This window comes from Amycolatopsis sp. lyj-112 (assembly GCF_046549055.1).
In the GTDB taxonomy this organism is placed as follows: domain Bacteria; phylum Actinomycetota; class Actinomycetes; order Mycobacteriales; family Pseudonocardiaceae; genus Amycolatopsis.
In genome coordinates, this window is sequence record NZ_JAJPWS010000004.1 from 249,363 (window position 1) to 268,011 (window position 18,649).

At 69.1% G+C, this 18,649-nt stretch carries 14 protein-coding genes and 1 riboswitch; of the genes, 9 read left to right on the forward strand and 5 right to left on the reverse strand.

Annotated features, from left to right (window positions below; genetic code table 11):
• The first annotated feature begins 114 nt into the window (after positions 1–114).
• Positions 115–1,038 (forward strand): LysR family transcriptional regulator, encoded by a 924-nt coding sequence (locus tag ACLJRL_RS16975; RefSeq protein WP_410657142.1) that lies wholly within the window; start codon positions 115–117, stop codon positions 1,036–1,038.
• Here ACLJRL_RS16975 and ACLJRL_RS16980 read toward each other — a convergent pair.
• Positions 1,013–2,611: an FAD-binding oxidoreductase gene (locus ACLJRL_RS16980; protein ID WP_410657143.1), complete on the reverse strand. Its 1,599-nt coding sequence runs from the start codon at positions 2,609–2,611 to the stop codon at positions 1,013–1,015. The two genes, ACLJRL_RS16975 and ACLJRL_RS16980, sit on opposite strands and share 26 nt — an antisense overlap.
• Before the next feature lie 338 nt (positions 2,612–2,949).
• Here ACLJRL_RS16980 and ACLJRL_RS16985 point away from each other — a divergent pair, with 338 nt between their 5' ends.
• Positions 2,950–5,394 carry a LamG-like jellyroll fold domain-containing protein gene (locus ACLJRL_RS16985; protein ID WP_410657144.1) on the forward strand — a complete coding sequence of 815 codons (2,445 nt, stop codon included), beginning with the start codon at positions 2,950–2,952 and terminating at the stop codon, positions 5,392–5,394.
• 37 nt (positions 5,395–5,431) lie between these two features.
• On the opposite strand, the gene ACLJRL_RS16990 is transcribed toward ACLJRL_RS16985, so the two are convergent.
• On the reverse strand, positions 5,432–7,081 hold the full coding sequence (locus ACLJRL_RS16990) for a DUF885 domain-containing protein (protein WP_410657145.1): 1,650 nt from the start codon (positions 7,079–7,081) through the stop codon (positions 5,432–5,434).
• Positions 7,082–7,387: 306 nt separating this feature from the next.
• Positions 7,388–7,575, forward strand: a riboswitch (cobalamin riboswitch).
• A gap of 158 nt (positions 7,576–7,733) precedes the next feature.
• Here ACLJRL_RS16990 and ACLJRL_RS16995 point away from each other — a divergent pair.
• From ACLJRL_RS16995 to ACLJRL_RS17015, 5 genes are read left to right on the forward strand one after another with little or no spacing between them, the layout of a single operon-like run.
• Positions 7,734–9,233 carry a CoA-acylating methylmalonate-semialdehyde dehydrogenase gene (locus ACLJRL_RS16995; protein ID WP_410657146.1) on the forward strand — a complete coding sequence of 500 codons (1,500 nt, stop codon included), beginning with the start codon at positions 7,734–7,736 and terminating at the stop codon, positions 9,231–9,233.
• Between the two features lie 7 nt (positions 9,234–9,240).
• Positions 9,241–10,380, forward strand: coding sequence for an acyl-CoA dehydrogenase family protein (locus tag ACLJRL_RS17000; RefSeq protein WP_410657147.1), 1,140 nt, complete (start codon positions 9,241–9,243; stop codon positions 10,378–10,380).
• The gene (locus ACLJRL_RS17005) at positions 10,377–11,411 is read left to right on the forward strand and encodes an enoyl-CoA hydratase/isomerase family protein (RefSeq protein WP_410657148.1); all 1,035 of its coding nucleotides are present in this window, start codon (positions 10,377–10,379) and stop codon (positions 11,409–11,411) included. Before ACLJRL_RS17000 ends, ACLJRL_RS17005 begins: the two co-directional genes overlap by 4 nt.
• A complete protein-coding gene (gene mmsB / locus ACLJRL_RS17010) occupies positions 11,408–12,295 on the forward strand; it encodes a 3-hydroxyisobutyrate dehydrogenase (protein WP_410657149.1) in 888 nt (295 codons plus the stop codon). Before ACLJRL_RS17005 ends, mmsB begins: the two co-directional genes overlap by 4 nt.
• Positions 12,292–13,071 (forward strand): enoyl-CoA hydratase, encoded by a 780-nt coding sequence (locus ACLJRL_RS17015; protein WP_410657150.1) that lies wholly within the window; start codon positions 12,292–12,294, stop codon positions 13,069–13,071. The genes mmsB and ACLJRL_RS17015 overlap by 4 nt, the downstream gene beginning before the upstream one ends.
• Here ACLJRL_RS17015 and ACLJRL_RS17020 read toward each other — a convergent pair.
• Together ACLJRL_RS17020 and ACLJRL_RS17025 are read right to left on the reverse strand one after the other, a co-directional pair.
• A complete protein-coding gene (locus ACLJRL_RS17020) occupies positions 13,062–13,766 on the reverse strand; it encodes a hypothetical protein (protein WP_410657151.1) in 705 nt (234 codons plus the stop codon). The genes ACLJRL_RS17015 and ACLJRL_RS17020 overlap by 10 nt on opposite strands.
• On the reverse strand, positions 13,759–16,791 hold the full coding sequence (locus tag ACLJRL_RS17025) for a DEAD/DEAH box helicase (protein ID WP_410657152.1): 3,033 nt from the start codon (positions 16,789–16,791) through the stop codon (positions 13,759–13,761). Before ACLJRL_RS17025 ends, ACLJRL_RS17020 begins: the two co-directional genes overlap by 8 nt.
• A gap of 139 nt (positions 16,792–16,930) precedes the next feature.
• Between ACLJRL_RS17025 and ACLJRL_RS17030 the strand changes: the two genes are divergently transcribed.
• On the forward strand, positions 16,931–17,416 hold the full coding sequence (locus ACLJRL_RS17030; RefSeq protein WP_410657153.1) for a hypothetical protein: 486 nt from the start codon (positions 16,931–16,933) through the stop codon (positions 17,414–17,416).
• A gap of 4 nt (positions 17,417–17,420) precedes the next feature.
• On the opposite strand, the gene ACLJRL_RS17035 is transcribed toward ACLJRL_RS17030, so the two are convergent.
• On the reverse strand, positions 17,421–17,849 hold the full coding sequence (locus tag ACLJRL_RS17035; RefSeq protein WP_410657154.1) for a MarR family winged helix-turn-helix transcriptional regulator: 429 nt from the start codon (positions 17,847–17,849) through the stop codon (positions 17,421–17,423).
• Positions 17,850–17,919: 70 nt separating this feature from the next.
• On the opposite strand from ACLJRL_RS17035, the gene ACLJRL_RS17040 reads away from it, so the two are divergent.
• Positions 17,920–18,519, forward strand: coding sequence for a TIGR03086 family metal-binding protein (locus ACLJRL_RS17040; RefSeq protein WP_410657155.1), 600 nt, complete (start codon positions 17,920–17,922; stop codon positions 18,517–18,519).
• Positions 18,520–18,649 lie beyond the last annotated feature (130 nt).

Sequence of the window (18,649 nt, forward strand, 5' to 3'; positions counted from 1 at the left end):
GATTCACTCGCCGGATGTGAGGACGAGCGTAAGTCGGTTTTCCTACTCTGACCATTGCCGTTTACGACGTCCTGGGTTCTCATTAAGGCAAACCGACGTGCGAGAGGAGACTCGATGCGACTGCTCCCCATCGCGCTGACGTACTTCCTCGAAGTCGCCCGCACCGGCTCGGTGTCCGAAGCGGCGACCGAGCTGACCGTCGCGCCCTCGGCGATCAGCCGTCAGATCGCCAAACTCGAGGCCGGGATCGGGGTACCGCTGTTCGTCCGGCATCCGCGCGGCATGGTGCCGACCGACGCCGGGAACCGCCTGCTCGACCACGTCCGCCGCAGCGAGGCCGAATCGTCCGTGCTCGTCGACGAACTGCGCACCGGCCGCGGGCTGCACGCCCGTTCGCTCACGGTCGCCTGTTCCGAAGGGTTCGCCCGCCGCGTCATCCCGCAGGCCATCGCCGCCTTCCGGCGCGAGCACGACGTCCTCTTCCACATCGACGTCGTGACCCGCGAGGAAGCGACGAAGCGCGTCCTCGACGGTGCCGCCGACGTCGCCGTCACGTTCGCGACCGGACCTCAGCACGGCGTGCGGGTCGAAAGCGCCGTCGTCGTGCCGGTGTACGCGATCGTGCCGCTGGACCATCCGCTGAACAGCCGCGACGCCGTCGGCCTCGCCGAACTGTGCGAACATCCGCTCGCGCTGCCCATGCCGGGCCAGAGCCTGCGCGACCTGTTCGACATCGCCACCCGGATCGAGAACCTCACGGCCCGTCCGGTGCTGGTGTGCAACGAACTGAGCCCCAAGTACGAGTTCGTCCGCTGCGGCGGCGGCATCGCGCTCGTCGGCGGATTGGGGGACATCCGGCAGGACGCGGCCACCGAGGGCGTCGCCTACGTGCTCCTCGACAACGCGGTGTTCCGCAAACGGGAAGCACAGGTGCAGACCATGGCCGGGCGGACGTTGTCGCTGGCGGCCATGCGGTTCACCGCGCTGCTGACCACGTTCGTCCGGCCGCCCGTCAGCGGATCAGAACGCCGGGATTGAGGATCCCGGCCGGGTCGAGTGCGGTCTTGGCGGCGCTGAGCGCGACCGCGAACGGGTCGGGACGCTGCCGGTCGTACCAGGGTCGGTGGTCGCGGCCGACGGCGTGGTGGTGGGTGATCGTGCCGCCGTGGCCGGCGATCGCCTCGGACACCGCGGCCTTGATCTCGTCCCACTGCCCGACCGTGCTCCCCCAGCGCCCGGCGGCGTAGATGCCGTAGTAGGGCGCGACACCGTCGGGATAGACGTGGGTGAAGCGGCAGGTCACCACACCGGCGCCACCGCACACTTCGTCGATCGCGACGCGCGCGGCCTCGGTGACGGCGTGGTGGAAGTCCTCGAAGTCGTCCCAGGTGCACGCGGTTTCGAAGGTCTCCACGATCAGGGACCGGCGAGCGAGAGCGTCACGCTGGTAAGGCATCCGCAAGAACGACGACCGCCACGCCGACGACGAATCGCCGTCCTGGCGCGCGGAATCCTTGCTGCGCTTGGTCTTCACCGTTCCGTGGAACGCGGTGGCCAGTTCCAGCGCGCGATCCAGCCACGCGTCCACCGGGTGGTCGGCCGATTCGAACGCGACCAGCAGCAGTCCTCCGCCGACGCTCGCGCCCGCGTTGATGAACGCCTCGGCGGGGTCGAGCAGGCGGCAGTTCGACGGGTAGAGCCCGGATTGCGCGATCGCCCGGGTGGCGGCGACGGCGTCGTCCTGGCGCTCGAAGGCGACCGACGCGGTGACCTGCCAGACCGGCCTGTCCTGCAGGCGCATCCACGCCTCGGTGATCACGCCGAGCGTGCCTTCGGAACCGAGGAACATCCGGTCGGGCGACGGGCCCGCACCCGAACCGGGCAGCCGTCGCGACTCGCTGATCCCGGCCGGGGTGACCACGCGCAGCGACTCGGTGAGATCGTCGATATGCGTGGCGAGCGTGGCGAAATGCCCGCCGGCGCGGGTCGCGAGCCAGCCACCGAGGGTCGAATGTGCGAACGACTGCGGGAAATGCCGCAGCGTCAACCCCATCGGACGAAGCCGGTCTTCCAGCGCCGGACCGTGGATCCCTGCCTGGATCCGGGCCGCCCGGCTCGTCCGGTCCACTTCGAGCACGTCGTCGAGGCCGCCCAGATCCATCGACACGGCGGGCCCGTCGAACCGCGGCTCGACGCCGCCGACCACGGAACTGCCGCCACCGTAAGGAATCAGCGGGATCCGCGCGGTGGAACACCAGTCGAGAAGATCGACCACGTCCTGCTCCGTGCGCGGCCGGGCGACCAGATCCGGGATGTGGTCGAGCCGTCCGAGGAGGTTGCGGACGATGTCGCGGAAAGCCTTGCCTCGAGCGTGGGAGAGCCTGTCCACGGGGATGTCGCTGCACAACGCGGCGAGCACGTCCGGCGGGGTGACCCGCGGCGGTGCGACGTCGAGGTCGTCCGGGCCGGGCGGGGCGTGGTCGGTGAAATCGTGGCCCGGCAGCACCGCCGCCGTTCGGGCGACCAGTGCGTCCGACTCTTCCTTGGACAGTTCGCCGGCGGTGGTACCCCAGCCCCACCAGGACCGGTCTTCAGCCGTAGCGGTCGACATCGATGTCTCCGTTCAGATCTGACTCACCAGTAAGTTACTCACCGGTCAGATTCCGTGTCAACGGAAGCACAGAACCCGGACCGATTCGAGCCATTCGACGCTTTACAACGTTGTATCAACGATGTAAAAAAGTCCTGACGACTTCACGTGGCCCGGCTCACACCCCTGTTCGCCGGACACGACGTCGTGTTTCACGCCTGTACGTGTCCAGTGGGAGGCGCTCCCCCGCCGAGGCGGCCGCCCCCGGAGAAGGGTGTCGAACAAAGATGTTGTCAACGTTGTCAACGAGCCGGTCCCCCAGCCGCTTCCGAAAATCCCTGACCGCCGCGGTGGCGGTCATGTCCGCTCTCGCGATGACCTCCGGCTCCGCGATCGCCGGGGAAAGCGGCTGGCAGATGGGCAAGCCGCGAATGACCACCCCCTGGACCGACCAGGTGTCGCCGTCCAACGCGCTGCCCGAGTACCCCAGGCCGCAACTGGTGCGCAAGGACTGGCAGAACCTCAACGGGCTCTGGGAGTTCGCCGGCGCCGCCCCCGGTGAAGCTCCGCCGGTGGGCGCGCGGCTCGCCGAGAAGGTCCTGGTCCCCTACCCCATCGAGTCGGCCCTTTCCGGGATCCAGCGGCACGAAGACCACATGTGGTATCGGCGCACGTTCACCGTGCCGAAGAACTGGAAGGTGGGCAAGGACAACACCCTCAAGCTCAACTTCGGCGCCGTCGACTACAAGGCGAAGGTCTACGTCAACGGCAAGGAGGTGGCTTCCCATCAGGGTGGCTACGGCGCCTTCTCCGCGGACGTCACTTCGGCGCTGAAACCCAAGGGAGAGCAAGAGATCATCGTCGGCGTCGAGGACCGCGCCGACGCCACCTGGCAGCCGGTCGGCAAGCAGCGCCTGGTCCCGGACCGAGGCATCTTCTACGAAGGCGCCTCGGGTATCTGGCAGACGGTGTGGATGGAACCGGTCGCCGCCAAGAACATCGCCAACCTCGGCATGGTCCCCGATCTCAAGTCCTCCGTGCTCAAGCTCACCGTCGACACCGGCGCGAGCAGCGGGCTGACGGTCGAGGCCGTGGTCCGCGACGGCAAGAAGGTGGTCAGCCGCACCAAGGGTGTCGCGGGTGCGCCGATCTCGCTGTCCGTCCCCAAGCCGAAGCTGTGGACGCCGGACACGCCCTTCCTCTACGACCTCGACGTCGAACTGAAGGACGGCCGCCGCACCGTCGACAAGGTGTCCTCCTACTTCGGCATGCGGGAGTTCGGCACCACGAAGGGCGCCGACGGCAAGCTCCGGTTCACCCTCAACGGCAAGATCCTCTTCCTGCAGTCCACTTTGGACCAGGGGTACTGGCCGGACGGCATCTACACCGCGCCGACCGACAAGGCGTTGCGCTTCGACCTCGAGCAGCACAAGGTCCTCGGGTTCAACACGGTGCGCAAGCACATCAAGACCGAGCCCGACCGCTGGTACCACCACGCCGACAAGCTCGGGCTGCTCGTCTGGCAGGACATGCCGTCGATGCGCACCGGTGGCCGTCCGCCCGCCGACGCTCAGCGGCAGTTCCAGGTCGAGCTGAAGGAACTGGTCGAGCAGAAGAAGAACTGGACCTCGATCGTCGGCTATGTGCCGTTCAACGAGGGCTGGGGCGAGTGGTCGCGCGAGACCACCGGGAAGATCGCCGACGACGTCAAGGCACAGGACCCGACCCGGCTCGTCAACGCGCACAGCGGGGTCAACTGCTGCGACTCGCTGGGCGACTCCGGCAAGGGCGACGTCCTCGACTGGCACGCCTACCCGGGCCCGGCGAAGCCGATGCCCGACGGCAAGCGGATCTCGATCGACGGCGAACACGGCGGTTACGGGCTCGAAGTCAAGGACCACATGTGGTTCGGCGAGGGCCACGCCTACGAGATGGTGCCCGACCAGGCGACGCTGAACAGCCGCTACGTCCAGAACCAGCGTGACGTGCTGACCTCGGCGCAGAGCTGTGGCATCAGCGGCTCGATCTACACGCAGATCACCGACGTCGAGCACGAGGTCAACGGCTTCTTCACCTACGACCGGCAAGTGAAGAAGATGGACTTCGCGCAGGTGCGCGCCGTCAACGAAGCGATCATCCGCAACGCCGACGGCAGCGGTACCGGGGCACCCGACCCCGGTCCGGGAACTCCGGGACTCACCGGGGTGCACGCCTACAAGTTCAATGAAGGCAACGGAACCAGCGCCGCGGACTCGGTGGGCACCGCGCACGCCACGCTGACCAACGCGCAGTGGGCGGGCGGCGTCGAAGGTGGCGGGCTGGCGTTCGCCGGCAACGGCCAGGCCGACACCGGGGCGAACCTCGTCAACACGGCGGGCAGCTACTCGGTGTCCGCGTGGGCCAAGCTGGACGAGGCGACCGGTGCTTTCCAGACCGTCGTCAGCCAGGACACCGGCCGGGACAGCTCGTTCTTCCTGCAGTACTCCGGGCAGGACCAGCGCTGGGCGATGAGCTTCGTCGGTCTGCGCGCCCTTTCGCCGGAGAAGCCGGAAGTCGGCCGCTGGTATCACCTGACCGGCGTCCGCGACGCCAAGGCGGGCTCGTTGTCGCTTTACGTCGACGGGCAGAAGGTCGCTTCGCAGAACGCCTGCTCGGCTCAGCAGAGCACCGGCCACACGGTGATCGGGCGGGGCCAGTACGGCGGCCAGCAGGTCGACTTCCTGCGCGGGGCGGTGGACGACGTCCGGTTCTACGACCGGGCACTGGCCGACGCCGAGGTCGCGACGCTCGCGAAGCGGGACTGAGAACACGCGGCGCCGGGGACGGGACCCCGGCGCCGCGCTACCGCGTCTCCAGCCCGAGCCACTCCCGGACGACGTCGTCGAGCACGGGCAGCGGCAACTGCCCGTGACTCAGCACGACGTCGTGGAAGTCGCGGATGTCGAAGGCCTCGCCAAGGTGCTTCTCGGCGAGCGCGCGCAACCGCTGGAACTCCAGCCTGCCCGTCATGTACGAAAGCGCCTGGCCGGGCCATTCGATGTACCGATCGGTCTCGGACTCGACCTCGACGTCGCTGAGCACGCAATGCTCGCTGAGGTAGTCCACGCACTGCTGCCGGGTCCAGCCCAGCGCGTGCAGTCCGGTGTCGACGACGAGCCTCGCCGCGCGCAGGGAGTCCTCGGTGACCATGCCGAGGCGCATCACGTCATCCGAGTACAGGCCCATTTCGTCGGCGAGGCGTTCGGTGTAGAGCGCCCAGCCCTCGTCGAAGGCCGACAACGGGACGAGTTTGCGCAGCCGGGGCACTCCGGACAGTCCGTGGGCCACGCAGGCCTGGAAATGGTGTCCTGGAACGGCTTCGTGGAAGGCCACGGATTCCGCGATGAACCGGAACCGCTCGGTCACCCGGTAGGTATTGGTGTAGTAGCGACCCGGACGGCTGCCGTCGGCCGCCGGTGTCATGTAGTACGCCTGCGCGGCGCCCGGCCCGTCCGCTTCCGGCACGGCCAGCACGACACAGTCGTCGGACGGGGTCCGGCGGAACCAGCCGGGCGCGGCCGCCGTGGCCCGCGCGACCGCTTCCGTGGCGGTCGTGAGCATCTCGTCCGCGTCGCGCCACCGCAGTGACGGATCGGTGCGCAACCGGTGACGGACCGCCGCGGGGTCGCCTTCCCCGAACGCGGCGATGCCGAGCCGCCGGTACTCCTCGTCCAGCGCACGGCCGATTTCGAGACCGGTCTCGTGCAGTTCCTCCGGGGAGATCCCGGTGGTGGTGTGCGTCTTGACCAGCCCCGCGTAACTCTCCTTTCCGCCGTCCAGCCAGCAGAGCCCCGGCCGCTCGTCGGGACGGCCGTGCCCGGCGATGTCGCGGGCGAGCATCTCGCGGTAGGTGACGAGCGCGGGCCGGACCTTCTCGGTGAACAGCCGCTCCCGCCTTGTCACCCGGTCACCGGTCAGCGGCGGGACCAGCAATGCGTTGGGCTCGTCGGCCAGGAACCGGTCGACATGGGCGATCGCGTTGCGCACCGCGCGTTCCACCGGCGTCCGGCCCGCCTCGACACCGGCACGATGCCGGTCGGCCAGCGCCGCGAAGAACCCCGGAATCGCCTCCAGCCTGGCCAGGTAGTCCTCCTCGGCCTGCTCCCCCGACGGCGCCAGCTGCGGAAGCCAGGCCAGCACCCCGGTTCCTTCGGCCGACATCGGATCAGCCAGGGTGAACTCGATCTTCCGGGAGTCGAGCCTGGCCAGGAGCGCTTCCGCGTGGTGGATGACCACGCCGAGCGTGACCCGGTCCGGATCCGTGGACCGGGCGGCGTACTCGGCCGCGCGGACGGCCCGCTCCCTCAGGCGGGCGTCGCCCGCCTCGGAGACGTCGCGCAACTCGTGGTCGTACCCGGGAATGTTGTCGAAGGTCGCCATCAACGGCATGTCGGCCGCGAGGGCGTCGAGGAGATCGTCTGCCAGCTCCGCCGCGGTGGGCTGATCGCTCATACTCGACAACTACCAGAACCGCCCGCGTTCGCGCTGGCGTTTTCTCGGTCAGCCGATCATCCGCTACTTCTTCCGGCCGGGTGGCTCATGTCCACTGTGGATTGTCTACGAGGCGTTCGGCTCGCCCAGGTCGCCGAACTCCTGGACGGAAGAAGTACTTCTGGCTCGCCCGCACCGTTCCCGTGCCACGGGCTGCGCCGCTCGCGTGAAGTCCGTGAAGGCCTCCTTGAGGGACTCTGATTCCCTCAAGGAGGCCTTCACGGACAGCGGCGCGGGTGGTTGAGGCGCAGGCCACAGTCGACATAGTAGGACTTCCTACTTTATGGTGTCCTCAGGTCTGCGGTGCAGGGAAGCCGGTGAAAATCCGGTGCGGTCCCGCCACTGTGACCGGGGAGCGGCGCTCCATGCGAGAAGGGCCACTGGCGCGAGCCGGGAAGGCCGGAGCCGTCGTAGATCCGGAAGCCAGGATACCGGCCGCAGACGTGTCGTGTTCGTCCACGAGGATGGAGCTGAACGCATGCGGATCATTCCTGCCTGCGCGAAAGACGCCGAACCGCCACTACCCCGGCGGTAATCGTTCGTACTTCCCTGCCCGGCCACCGATCGTGGTCCTCGGGCGGCTTCGTCCTGCGTACTTTCGGAAAGGGCATCCATGAGCACCGAACTCAGTCACTTCGTCGGCGGTAAGCCGGTACCGGGCACGTCCGGTCGGTTCGCCGACGTCTTCGACCCCAGCACCGGAGCAGTCCAGGCCCGCGTGCCGCTGGCCTCGGCCTCCGAGGTCGCCGCCGTGGTCGCCGACGCCGCCGAGGCCCAGCTCGAATGGGCCCGCTGGAACCCGCAGAAGCGCGCCCGCGTGCTGATGAAGTTCGTCGACCTCGTCCGCGCCGAGGAGGACTCCCTCGCCCGCCTGCTCTCCTCCGAACACGGCAAGACCGTCCCCGACGCGCGCGGCGACATCCAGCGCGGCCTGGAAGTGGTCGAGTTCGCCATCGGGATCCCGCACCTGCTCAAGGGCGAATACAGCGACAACGCGGGCACCGGGATCGACGTCTACTCGATGCGGCAGCCGCTCGGTGTGGTCGCCGGGATCACGCCGTTCAACTTCCCCGCGATGATCCCGCTGTGGAAGGCCGCCCCGGCGATCGCCTGCGGAAACTCCTTTGTGCTCAAGCCGTCCGAGCGCGACCCGTCGGTCCCGTTGCGGCTGGCCGAACTCTTCCTCGAAGCCGGTCTGCCGCCGGGCGTGTTCAACGTCGTCAACGGGGACAAGGAAGCCGTCGACGCCTTGCTGACCGATCCTCGCGTCGAGGCCGTCGGCTTCGTCGGCTCGTCGGCGATCGCGGAGTACATCTACACCACCGCCGCCGCGCACGGGAAACGCGCGCAGTGCTTCGGCGGGGCCAAGAACCACCTGATCGTCATGCCGGACGCCGACCTCGACCAGGTCGTCGACGCGCTGATCGGCGCCGGGTACGGCTCCGCCGGCGAACGGTGCATGGCGATCTCCGTCGCCGTCCCGGTCGGCGAGGCCACCGCCGACGCGCTGGCCGCCCGCCTGACCGAGCGGGTCAAGACCCTGAAGATCGGCGCTTCCCTCGACGAGACGGCCGATTTCGGGCCGCTGGTCACCGCCGAAGCCGTCCAGCGGGTGCGCGACTACATCGACATCGGTCTCGCGGAAGGCGCGGAACTGCTCGTCGACGGACGCGAGACCACTGTGGACGGTCACGAGAACGGTTTCTTCCTCGGCGGCTGCCTGTTCGACCGGGTCACCGCGGACATGCGCATCTACCGCGAAGAGATCTTCGGCCCGGTGCTGTCGATCGTGCGGGCCGCCGATTACGAAGAGGCACTGCGCCTGCCCAGCGAACACGAGTACGGCAACGGCGTCGCGATCTTCACCCGCGACGGCGACACCGCCCGCGACTTCACCTCGCGGGTGAACACCGGCATGGTCGGGGTCAACGTGCCCATCCCGGTCCCGATCGCCTACCACACCTTCGGCGGCTGGAAGCGTTCCGGTTTCGGCGATCTCAACCAGCACGGACCGGACTCGATCCGCTTCTACACCAAGACCAAGACCGTCACTTCGCGCTGGCCTTCGGGCACCAAGGAAGGCGCCAGCTTCGTCATCCCGACGATGAACTGAGGCCGCGATGAGACTGACCGACGAACAGCGGGCCTTACGGGACACCGCGGCGGAATTCGCCGCGGAACACCTCGCCCCGCACGCGATCGCATGGGACCAGGCCAAGCACTTCCCGGTCGACGTCCTCCGCAAGGCCGCCCAGCTGGGCATGGGCGGCATCTACCTGCCCGAAGACCTCGGGGGTTCCGCGCTCGGACGGCTCGACGGCGTCCTCGTGTTCGAGGCGCTCGCCACCGGGTGCCCGTCGCTGGCCGCCTACATCTCGATCCACAACATGGTCGCCACCATGATCGAGAAATTCGGCGACGACACCCAGCGGCACCGGTACCTGCCGCGAATGTCCACGATGGACGCGTTCGGCAGCTACTGCCTGACCGAACCCGACGCGGGTTCCGACGCGGCGGCCCTGTCCACCCGCGCCCGCCGGGACGGCGACCACTACGTCCTCGACGGGGTCAAGCAGTTCATCTCCGGCGCGGGTACCTCCGACGTCTACGTCGTCCTCGCCCGCACCGGCGCGCCCGGCGCCCGGGGTATCTCGGCGTTCATCGTCGAACGGGACACGCCAGGTGTCTCCTTCGGCCCCAACGAGATCAAGATGGGCTGGAACGCCCAGCCCACCCGGCAGGTCGTCTTCGAGGACGCCCGCATCCCCGTTTCCGCGCTGCTCGGCGGCGAGGGCAACGGGTTCGGGGTCGCGATGTCCGCTTTGGACGGTGGCAGGCTCAACATCTCGGCCTGCTCCCTCGGCGGCGCGGAAGCCGCGCTCGGCATGGCCGTCCGGCACCTGTCGGAGCGTTCGGCGTTCGGCGAGAAGCTGTCCGAGAAGCAGGCGTTGCAGTTCCGCCTCGCCGACATGCGCACCGATCTCGAAGCCGCCCGCACCCTGCTCTGGCGGGCGGCGGACGCGCTCGACCAGGGTGAGGACACCGCGACCCAGCTTTCGGCGATGGCCAAGCGGTTCTGCACCGACACCGGGTTCGAGGTCGCCAACCAGGCGCTGCAACTGCACGGCGGCTACGGCTACCTCGCTGAATACGGGCTGGAGAAGATCGTCCGCGACCTGCGGGTGCACCAGATCCTCGAAGGGACCAACGAAATCATGCGCGTGATCATCTCGCGCCGAATGCTGCAGGAGGCCTCGTGAACGACGTCGGATTCCTCGTCCACAGTGGAATCGGCCGGATCACGCTGAACCGGCCGCGAGCGCTCAACTCGCTGAACCACGACATGGTGCTCGCCATGCTCGACCACCTGGAAACGTGGCGCTCGGACCCCGGCGTCCGCGCCGTGCTGATCGACGGCGCCGGCGACCGCGGGCTCTGCGCGGGTGGCGACATCCGCGCCATCCACGAAGACGCCCGCGCCGGCGGAACCGCCTCACTGCGGTTCTGGGCGGACGAATACCGCCTCAACGCGCTGATCTCCCGCTATCCCAAGCCGTACCTGGCGCTGATGGACGGCCTGGTCATGGGCGGCGGGGTCGGTGTCTCCGCGCACGGCAGCCACCGGATCGTCACCGAACGCTCCCGTATCGGCATGCCCGAGGTCGGCATCGGCTTCATCCCCGACGTCGGCGGCACCTACCTGCTGTCCCGCGCTCCGGGGCAGCTCGGCACGCATATCGCCCTCACCGCGGGTTCCATCTCCGGGCCCGACGCGATCCACTGTGGACTCGCCGATCATTTCATGCCCGGCGAGCGAATCCCGGATCTGCTGGACGCGCTCGCGTCACGCACCCCGGACACCGCGCTGGACCTGATCGCCGAACCCGCTCCCCCGAGCGGCCTGGCCGCCGACGCCGAATGGATCGACCACTGCTACGCGGCGGACACGGTCGAAGAGATCCTGTCCCGGCTCCACACCGGTGGTGACGCGGCGGCCACCGCCGCCAAGGAGATCGAGGCGAAGTCCCCCACCGCACTGAAGGTGACCCTGCGCGCGCTCCGCACCGCGGCGGCGATGCCCGATCTGGAAACCGTGCTGGCACAGGAATACCGCGTCTCGCACCGCGCGTTCTCCTCGGCCGAGTTCGCCGAAGGGATCCGGGCGCAGATCATCGACAAGGACCGCTCGCCCCACTGGAATCCGGCCACCCTGTCCGAAGTGGACGACGATCTCGTCGCGTCCTATTTCGCCGGCCTCGGTGACGACGAACTGAGCGGGGTGGCCCGATGACGATCGCCTTCCTCGGGCTGGGCAACATGGGCGGCCCGATGGCCGCCAACCTGGCCGGATCCGGTGAGACCGTCCACGGCTACGACCCGGCACCCGCGGCTCATGCCGCCGGGGTGGCCCGGTTCGACAGCGCCGGCGCGGCCGTCGCCAACGCGGACGTCGTCGTCACGATGCTGCCCAGCGGCAAGCACGTTCTCGACTGCTACCAAGAGATCCTGCCGTCGGTGCGTCCCGGGACGCTGTTCGTCGACTGCTCCACCATCGACGTCGCCGATGCCCGGAAGGCCGCCGAACTGGTCCAGGATGCGGGGCACCGCGCCCTCGACGCGCCGGTGTCCGGCGGTGTGGTCGGCGCCGAAGCGGGCACGTTGACGTTCATGGTCGGCGGCGACCCGGAGGCGTTCGCCGACGCGGAAACGTACCTGGCTGTCCTGGGCGCCCGGGCGATCCACTGTGGAGCGTCGGGCGCCGGGCAGGCGGCGAAGATCTGCAACAACATGATCCTCGGCGTCTCGATGATCGCCGTCTCCGAGGCGTTCGCGCTCGGCGAGGAACTCGGCCTCACCCACCAGGCCCTGTTCGACGTCGCTTCCACCGCGTCCGGCCAATGCTGGGCACTGACCACCAACTGCCCGGTCCCCGGGCCGGTTCCGGCCAGCCCCGCCAACCGCGGCTACTCCGGCGGATTCGCCAGCGGGCTGATGCTGAAGGACCTGCGCCTGGCCGAGTCCGCCGCCCGGGACAACGACGTCGCCACCCTGCTCGGCACGAGGGCCGCGGAACTCTATGCGGCGTTCGTCGAGCGGGACGGCCCGGGCCGGGACTTCTCCGCCATCATCACCGCCGTCCGCGACGGCCTCCTCGTTAAGGAATCCAGCGTATGAGCGAGTACGAGACCATCACCGTCGAGCGGCCCGCCGACCGTGTCGCCCTCATCACCCTCAACCGCCCCAAGGCGCTCAACGCGCTCAACCTGCAGGCCATGCGCGACATCACCGGCGCGGCGGGCGAACTCGGCCAGGATCCCGGCGTCGGCGCCATCGTGCTCACCGGTTCCGCCAAGGCGTTCGCGGCGGGCGCCGACATCAAGGAGATGCAGCCGCAGTCGTTCAGCGACGTCTACGCGGCCGACTGGTTCGCCGGCTGGGACGCACTTTCCCGCGTCCGCGTCCCGTTGATCGCCGCGGTTTCCGGCTACGCGCTCGGTGGCGGTTGTGAACTCGCCATGATGTGCGACGTCCTGATCGCGGCCGAGTCCGCCAAGTTCGGCCAGCCGGAGATCACTCTCGGCGTCATCCCGGGCATGGGCGGCTCGCAGCGGCTCACCCGCGCGATCGGCAAGGCCAAGGCGATGGATCTCTGCCTGACGGGCCGCATGATCGACGCTGCCGAAGCCGAGCGTTCGGGCCTCGTCTCCCGCGTCGTCCCCGCCGAAAGCCTGCTCGAAGAGGCGCTCGCGGTCGCGACCAAGAGCGCGAGCATGTCCCGCCCCGCGGCGATGATGGTCAAGGAAGCCGTCAATCAGGCTTTCGAGTCCACTTTGGCCGAAGGTCTCCGGTTCGAGCGGCGCCTGTTCCACGGGACTTTCGCCACCCACGATCAGAAGGAAGGGATGGCCGCGTTCACCGAGAAGCGCGTGCCGAAGTTCCTTCACTCCTGACCGGTGAACACCCGGTAGAGCGGTTTGAGCAGTTCGGTGACCGAGGTTCCGTCCACTGTGGCCGACAGGCGCGGGACTTCGTCGAGCAGTCCCCTGGTGTCCCCGGCCGGTGGGCGTCGCGTGTTCGTGACGTCGCCGGCCGGGCCCCAGCCGAAGAAGTCGTCCATGACCTCGTCGAGGCCCGGTGTCTCGGCTTCCGCGGGCGGGGCCGTGACCCGGGCACCCGCCAGCCGTCCGATCTCGTCCAGCAGCGCCGTCTGGTCGCGGCCGCGCAGGGCGAAGATCGCGAACGGCTCGGCCTCGAACTCGTCCGCCATGGCGATCAGACCCGCGACCAGGTGATCGCACGGAACCCGGGTACCGGGGCACGTGCAGTCCAGCGACATCTCCCTCGGCTCCGGGAACAACGGCACGTCTTCCGCGGCGAAGAAGCGTTCGATGTCGTCCGGGACCTGGCCGTCGAGCATGGCCGCGGTCGTGGACTCTTCTTCCACGGTCGCGCCGGTGACCGCCGTCCACACCTGCTTGCCGAACGTCGGCACACCGATGCGGACTTCGTAGAACCGTTGCCGCGTCACCCGTACCTGGGCGACGACGGCGCCGGGGCCGATCGTGAGGGTGTCGACGCGACAGGGCGGAACTAGTCCTTTGTGGACGCCGAACTCCTGGAGGGTGTGCCGGAACCGTTCAGTCATCGGCCGCTTCCCTTCCCAGTTCGAGGACTTCGCGCAGCGAGTCGGCGGACAGCTCCGTGAGCCAGTCCTCCCCGTCGGTGACGACCAGCCCCGCCAACGCCTCCTTTTTCGTGATGACGGCGTCGATCCGTTCCTCGATGGTGCCGGGACAGACGAACTTCCGCACCTGGACGCTGCGGCGCTGACCGATGCGGTAGGCGCGGTCGGTGGCCTGTTCCTCGACCGCCGGGTTCCACCACCGGTCCAGGTGCAGGACGTGGGTGGCGGCGGTCAGCGTCAGGCCCGCTCCCCCGGTTTTCAGTGAGGCCAACAGGATCGACGGCCCGCTGCCGGACTGGAAGTGCTCGACGATCGAGTCGCGGCGCTGCTGGGACAGCCCGCCGTGCAGGTAGGCGATCTTCGCGTTCAGCCGGTGCGAGAGATGCGGCACGAGCAGGTGACCGAACTCGGCGAACTGCGTGAAGCACAGCGCGCGGTCGCCGGAATCCAGGATCTCCGCCAGGAGTTCTTCGAGCCGGTTGACCTTGCCTGAGCGGGCTCCGAGCGGCGAGCCGTCGTGCAGCAGATGCGCGGGGTGGTTGCAGATCTGCTTGAGCTTCGTGATGGCGGCGAGGATGTTGCCGCGCCGTTTGACCCCGGCGCTGTCGGCGATCCTGGTCATCATCTCGTCCACGGTCGCGCGGTAGAGCGTCACCTGCTCGCGGGTGAGCCGGTATTCCTGCAGGATCTCGATCTTCTCCGGCAGGTCGGGGACGACGGTGGGGTCGGTTTTGAGACGGCGCAACAGGAACGGCCGGGTGAGCCGGCGCAGTTCGGTGGCCGCCGTCAGGTCGCCCCGCCGTTCGACGGGTATCTCGAACCGCTCCCGGAACTCCTGCCTGCCACCGAGAACGCCGGGGTTGAGCAGATCGGACAGCGACCACAGATCGGCGAGCCGGTTCTCCACCGGCGTCCCGGTCAGCGCGACCCGGTGCCCGGCGGGGATCCGGCGAAGTGCCTGCGCCGGACCGGTGTTCTGGTTCTTGACCGCCTGCGCCTCGTCGAGCACGAGCCGATGCCATCGGGTGGCCGCGAGTTCGTCGGCGTCCCGGGCGGCGGTCGAGTAGGTGGTGACGACGAGGTCCGCGGCGGCGATGCGCCCGTCCAGCCGGACGCCGTGGTCCCGCGCTGCCCCGTGGTGAATGTGGACCCGCAGATCCGGGGCGAACTTGGCCGCTTCCCGGTGCCACGTACCGAGTAGCGACATCGGGCAGACGAGCAGCGTCGGGCCGCACTCCTCCCGCGCCCGCTCTATCGCTTCGAGCGCGAGCAGCTGGACTGTCTTGCCGAGCCCCATGTCGTCGGCCAGGCACGCACCGAGCCCGATCGACGCCATGAACGAAAGCCAGGCGACGCCCCGGCTCTGATAGGGCCGCAGCGTCGCCAGGAACGTCGGCGGCGGCTCGACCGGCTCGATGGTCTTGTGCACCCGGCCGGTGAGGAAGTCGTCGATCCAGCCCTCTGTGGACACCCCGGTGACCGGCAGCGGCGCTTCGGTGAACCCGTGGAGCAGGGCGAGCAGATCCGCCGCGGTGGGCAGCGGCGGCTTCTTCCGGTCCAGGTCGCGGTGCAGATAGTCGAGACCGGCGCGCAGCAGTTCGGGGTCCACGCTCACCCACCTGCCGCGCAGCCGCACCAAGGACGATTTCGCGGCCGCGAGCCCGGCGAGTTCCTCGTCGCTCAGTGCGTCTTCGCCGACCATCAGCGACCAGCGGTAGGAAGCGAGCTGATGGCGGCCGAGCCGGTGCACGGCGGCCTGATCGACGGCGGCTCCCTTGGCCGAAAGCCGGAGTGCGAGCCGGCGCCTGCCACCCCAGCTCGACGGGAGCTGCACGTCGAATCCGGCCGCGACCAGCGACTCCGCTCCGCCGTCGAGGAACTCTTCGGTTTCGGCGACGGTGAGGTCGTAGATTCCGGGCTTGGCCGCCTGGACGGCCGGGCCGAGCAGCGGCAGCACTCCCGCCGCTCGCTCCAGTTCGGCGGCGAACAGGCCTTCGGGATCGGAGAACCGCGCGCCCGACTTGCCCGACCAGACGTCCTCGGCCGGGATCAGGAGGCTGGGATCGGCCGTCGAACGCAGGAAGAACCGCAGCTGCCACTTGGTTCCGTCGCCGGTCTGGTCGTCGGGATCGTCGACCGGGCCGTACAGCGTGGCGACCTCGTCGAGCCGGATGCAGACGGTGCCCTCGGTGAGGTCGGTGTCGGCCACGGCGTCCCAGGCCGCGATCCCTTCGGCCACGATGCCCAGGCGGCCGGGCGGGAGGCCGACCCGGTCGTCGGCGACCCGCAGCGCGTGCAGCCAGGAACCGAACGGGCCTTCGTCCCCCGTGCTTTCCGTGGCGTAGCCCGCGGCCGCCAGCCTGTCGCGGACGGTGGTGTCGACGAAGGTGTGGAGGGCGTCGGTGACCAGCGTCGACGGGTTCGGTCTGGTGTGTTCGGCGCGCCCGACCGGCGGTGTGGCCGTGATCAAGCTCCGGAGCGCGACAGCGTCGCCGCCCCGGGCCACCGGCCGCCAGCGGGCCCGGGCCAGGTGATCGTTCCGGCGGATGCTCGGCAGCACGCGGCCGCGGCGCACGAGGTCGTCCGCCAGCCGGGCGATGGCACGCAGGTGGCGGACCGAAGTGCCGTACCGGACCGAGCCCGCCAGGTCGTCCAGTTCCGACGGATCGATCATGAGCGCGGGCACCGACCAGGGCTCCAGCGCCAGCTCCGACGTCGGACGTCCGCGAGACCCGGTGAGCTCGACCAGTTCGGGTGAAGCGACCGGCCCACCGCGACGTGACGGCAGTAGCAGGGTGGCCGAGGCGGGTTTCCCGGGATGCAACGCGGTCAGGTCCGCGACCGTCGCGGCGAACGGATGCGGGCGCGCCGAACTGGAGGGCCGCATCGAAGTCGTGGCCGGACGGTCACCGTGCTCGGCCCACAGCACGACTCCCCGGCCCCGGGACCACAGGCCGTGCACGACCAGCGGCGGTTCGCTCGTCATGCTCACCCCTCCCGTGCGTCGCAGTTGTGTCGCTGTTGTGTCACTCCAGCATGCCCCCGGCCGGTCAGCATCCGATCAGCGAGGGTCCTGACGGATCCAGCCGGTTCCACCGAGGCTTTCCGCGACTAGAATCCGCCCGGTGAAATCCGTCTTGAACGCGATCGATCCGCACGAGGCGCTGTCGATCGTCGGCTGCTCGAAAGGCAAGGCGCGAGGCGGAGACACGCCCGCGGGCGAGGCCGGCACGCGGTGGCCGGAACCGATGCTCCACGCCCGCGCCGACGTCCTGGCCAAGTCCAAGGTCGACGACCATGGCCTGCGGCCCGCATGGCTCCGCTACAACGGGCACTTCTACCGGAACGTGGGCAGCGCGATCGGCGAGGCCGCCGCACACGGTCGGACGCTGATCCTCAGCGGTGGCTACGGAATCCTCCGCGCCGACGAGCCGATCGCCTACTACGACCGGAAACTCAGGCTCAGCGACTGGCCGTCCGGAGTGCTCGAGCACGCCATCATCGACGAGGCACACCGGATCGGCGCGACGAAGGTCGTCGGATTCGTGTCCGCCAGCGCCGACTATGCCCCGTCGGACTACCCGCCGGGCATGGTCACGACCCGCGTTTAGTCCTCTAATTGCGTTCGATTTCGGACAGCACATGCGCGGCGCGAAGGAAGGCTTCCCGGTCTCCCGCGGGCAACTGCGCCAGTAGTCGGTTCTCCTGTGCCTGGATCCGGGTCTGAGCCGAGCGGCGCGCCTTGCGGCCCGCGTCGGTGATCTCCAGCAGCCGCACCCGGCGGTCGGCCGGGTCGGGCTCGCGGTTGATCAGCCCGTCTTCCTGGAGCACGTCGAGGGTGCCGATGATCCGCGTCTTGTCCGCCCCGATCGCCTTCGCGAGCGCGGCCTGCGTGCGAACGGGCCGGTCGTCGAGCGCGCTGAGCACCACGTAGCCCCACATCGTCAGCCCGTGCTCGGCCAGTACCGGCGACTCGGCCGCCATCAGCGTGCGCATCAGCCCGCCGAGCATCGCCGCGAGATCCGGCCTCCTCTGCTCCGCCATGCGCAGACCATACCGACCGCGCTCACGATTCCTGTTGACGAACTCGTATGCGTATGTAGATGATATGCGCATGCATACCAACGAACTCCGCTTCCTCGACGCCATCGTGACCCGAGCCAGCCTCGACCTCGTCGCGAACATCACCCCCGCCGACCTGGACAAGCCGACACCGTGCGCCGCCTGGACCCTGCACGGCCTGCTGTCCCACATGGCCACCCAGAACCACGGCTTCGCGGCCGCGGCGGACGGCGACGCCGACCTCGACCACTGGAAGCTGATCTCGCTCGGCGAAGACCCCGTCGCCACCTACCGCGCGTCTGTCACGCGGGTACTGAACGCCTTCGCGCCCCACGACCTCCAGGACCGGAAGTTCGAGCTCGCCGAGTTCTCCACCGAGGTCACCTTCACCGCGGAGCAGGCCTTGAGCTTCCATTTCGTGGACTACCTGGCGCATTCCTGGGACGTGGCCAAGGCCCTGGGCCTGCCGGTGAAGTTCGAGAAGGAGGTCCTCGACGCCGGGCTACGGTTCGCCGAGTCGATCCCGGACGGGGCGAACCGGAAGTCGCCGGGTGCCCCCTTCGGCCCAGCCGTCGACGCGACGGGACCGTCCGCTTTGGACCGGATCGTCGCCCTGCTGGGGCGTTCTCCCTCGTGGCCCGACAAAGCCTGAACTGCTTTCAAGGTGTCCTGAGTGGACGGACGACACGTGTGACTGAGCGGACGACACACCCGCGGCCGGATTCGGCCCGTGTCGTCCATCTGGACACACCTGTCGTCCCTGCGGTCACGCGAAACCGCCG

Bases quoted from the DNA above. Each gene is read 5' to 3' on its own strand.
- ACLJRL_RS17020 (WP_410657151.1), bottom strand. From the start codon at position 13,766: ATGACTGAACGGTTCCGGCACACCCTCCAGGAGTTCGGCGTCCACAAA.
- ACLJRL_RS17025 (WP_410657152.1), bottom strand. From the start codon at position 16,791: ATGACGAGCGAACCGCCGCTGGTCGTGCACGGCCTGTGGTCCCGGGGC.
- ACLJRL_RS17000 (WP_410657147.1), top strand. From the start codon at position 9,241: ATGAGACTGACCGACGAACAGCGGGCCTTACGGGACACCGCGGCGGAA.
- ACLJRL_RS16990 (WP_410657145.1), bottom strand. From the start codon at position 7,081: ATGAGCGATCAGCCCACCGCGGCGGAGCTGGCAGACGATCTCCTCGAC.
- ACLJRL_RS17035 (WP_410657154.1), bottom strand. From the start codon at position 17,849: ATGGCGGAGCAGAGGAGGCCGGATCTCGCGGCGATGCTCGGCGGGCTG.
- ACLJRL_RS17040 (WP_410657155.1), top strand. From the start codon at position 17,920: ATGCATACCAACGAACTCCGCTTCCTCGACGCCATCGTGACCCGAGCC.
- ACLJRL_RS16995 (WP_410657146.1), top strand. From the start codon at position 7,734: ATGAGCACCGAACTCAGTCACTTCGTCGGCGGTAAGCCGGTACCGGGC.
- ACLJRL_RS17015 (WP_410657150.1), top strand. From the start codon at position 12,292: ATGAGCGAGTACGAGACCATCACCGTCGAGCGGCCCGCCGACCGTGTC.
- ACLJRL_RS16985 (WP_410657144.1), top strand. From the start codon at position 2,950: ATGTCCGCTCTCGCGATGACCTCCGGCTCCGCGATCGCCGGGGAAAGC.
- mmsB (WP_410657149.1), top strand. From the start codon at position 11,408: ATGACGATCGCCTTCCTCGGGCTGGGCAACATGGGCGGCCCGATGGCC.
- ACLJRL_RS16975 (WP_410657142.1), top strand. From the start codon at position 115: ATGCGACTGCTCCCCATCGCGCTGACGTACTTCCTCGAAGTCGCCCGC.
- ACLJRL_RS16980 (WP_410657143.1), bottom strand. From the start codon at position 2,611: ATGTCGACCGCTACGGCTGAAGACCGGTCCTGGTGGGGCTGGGGTACC.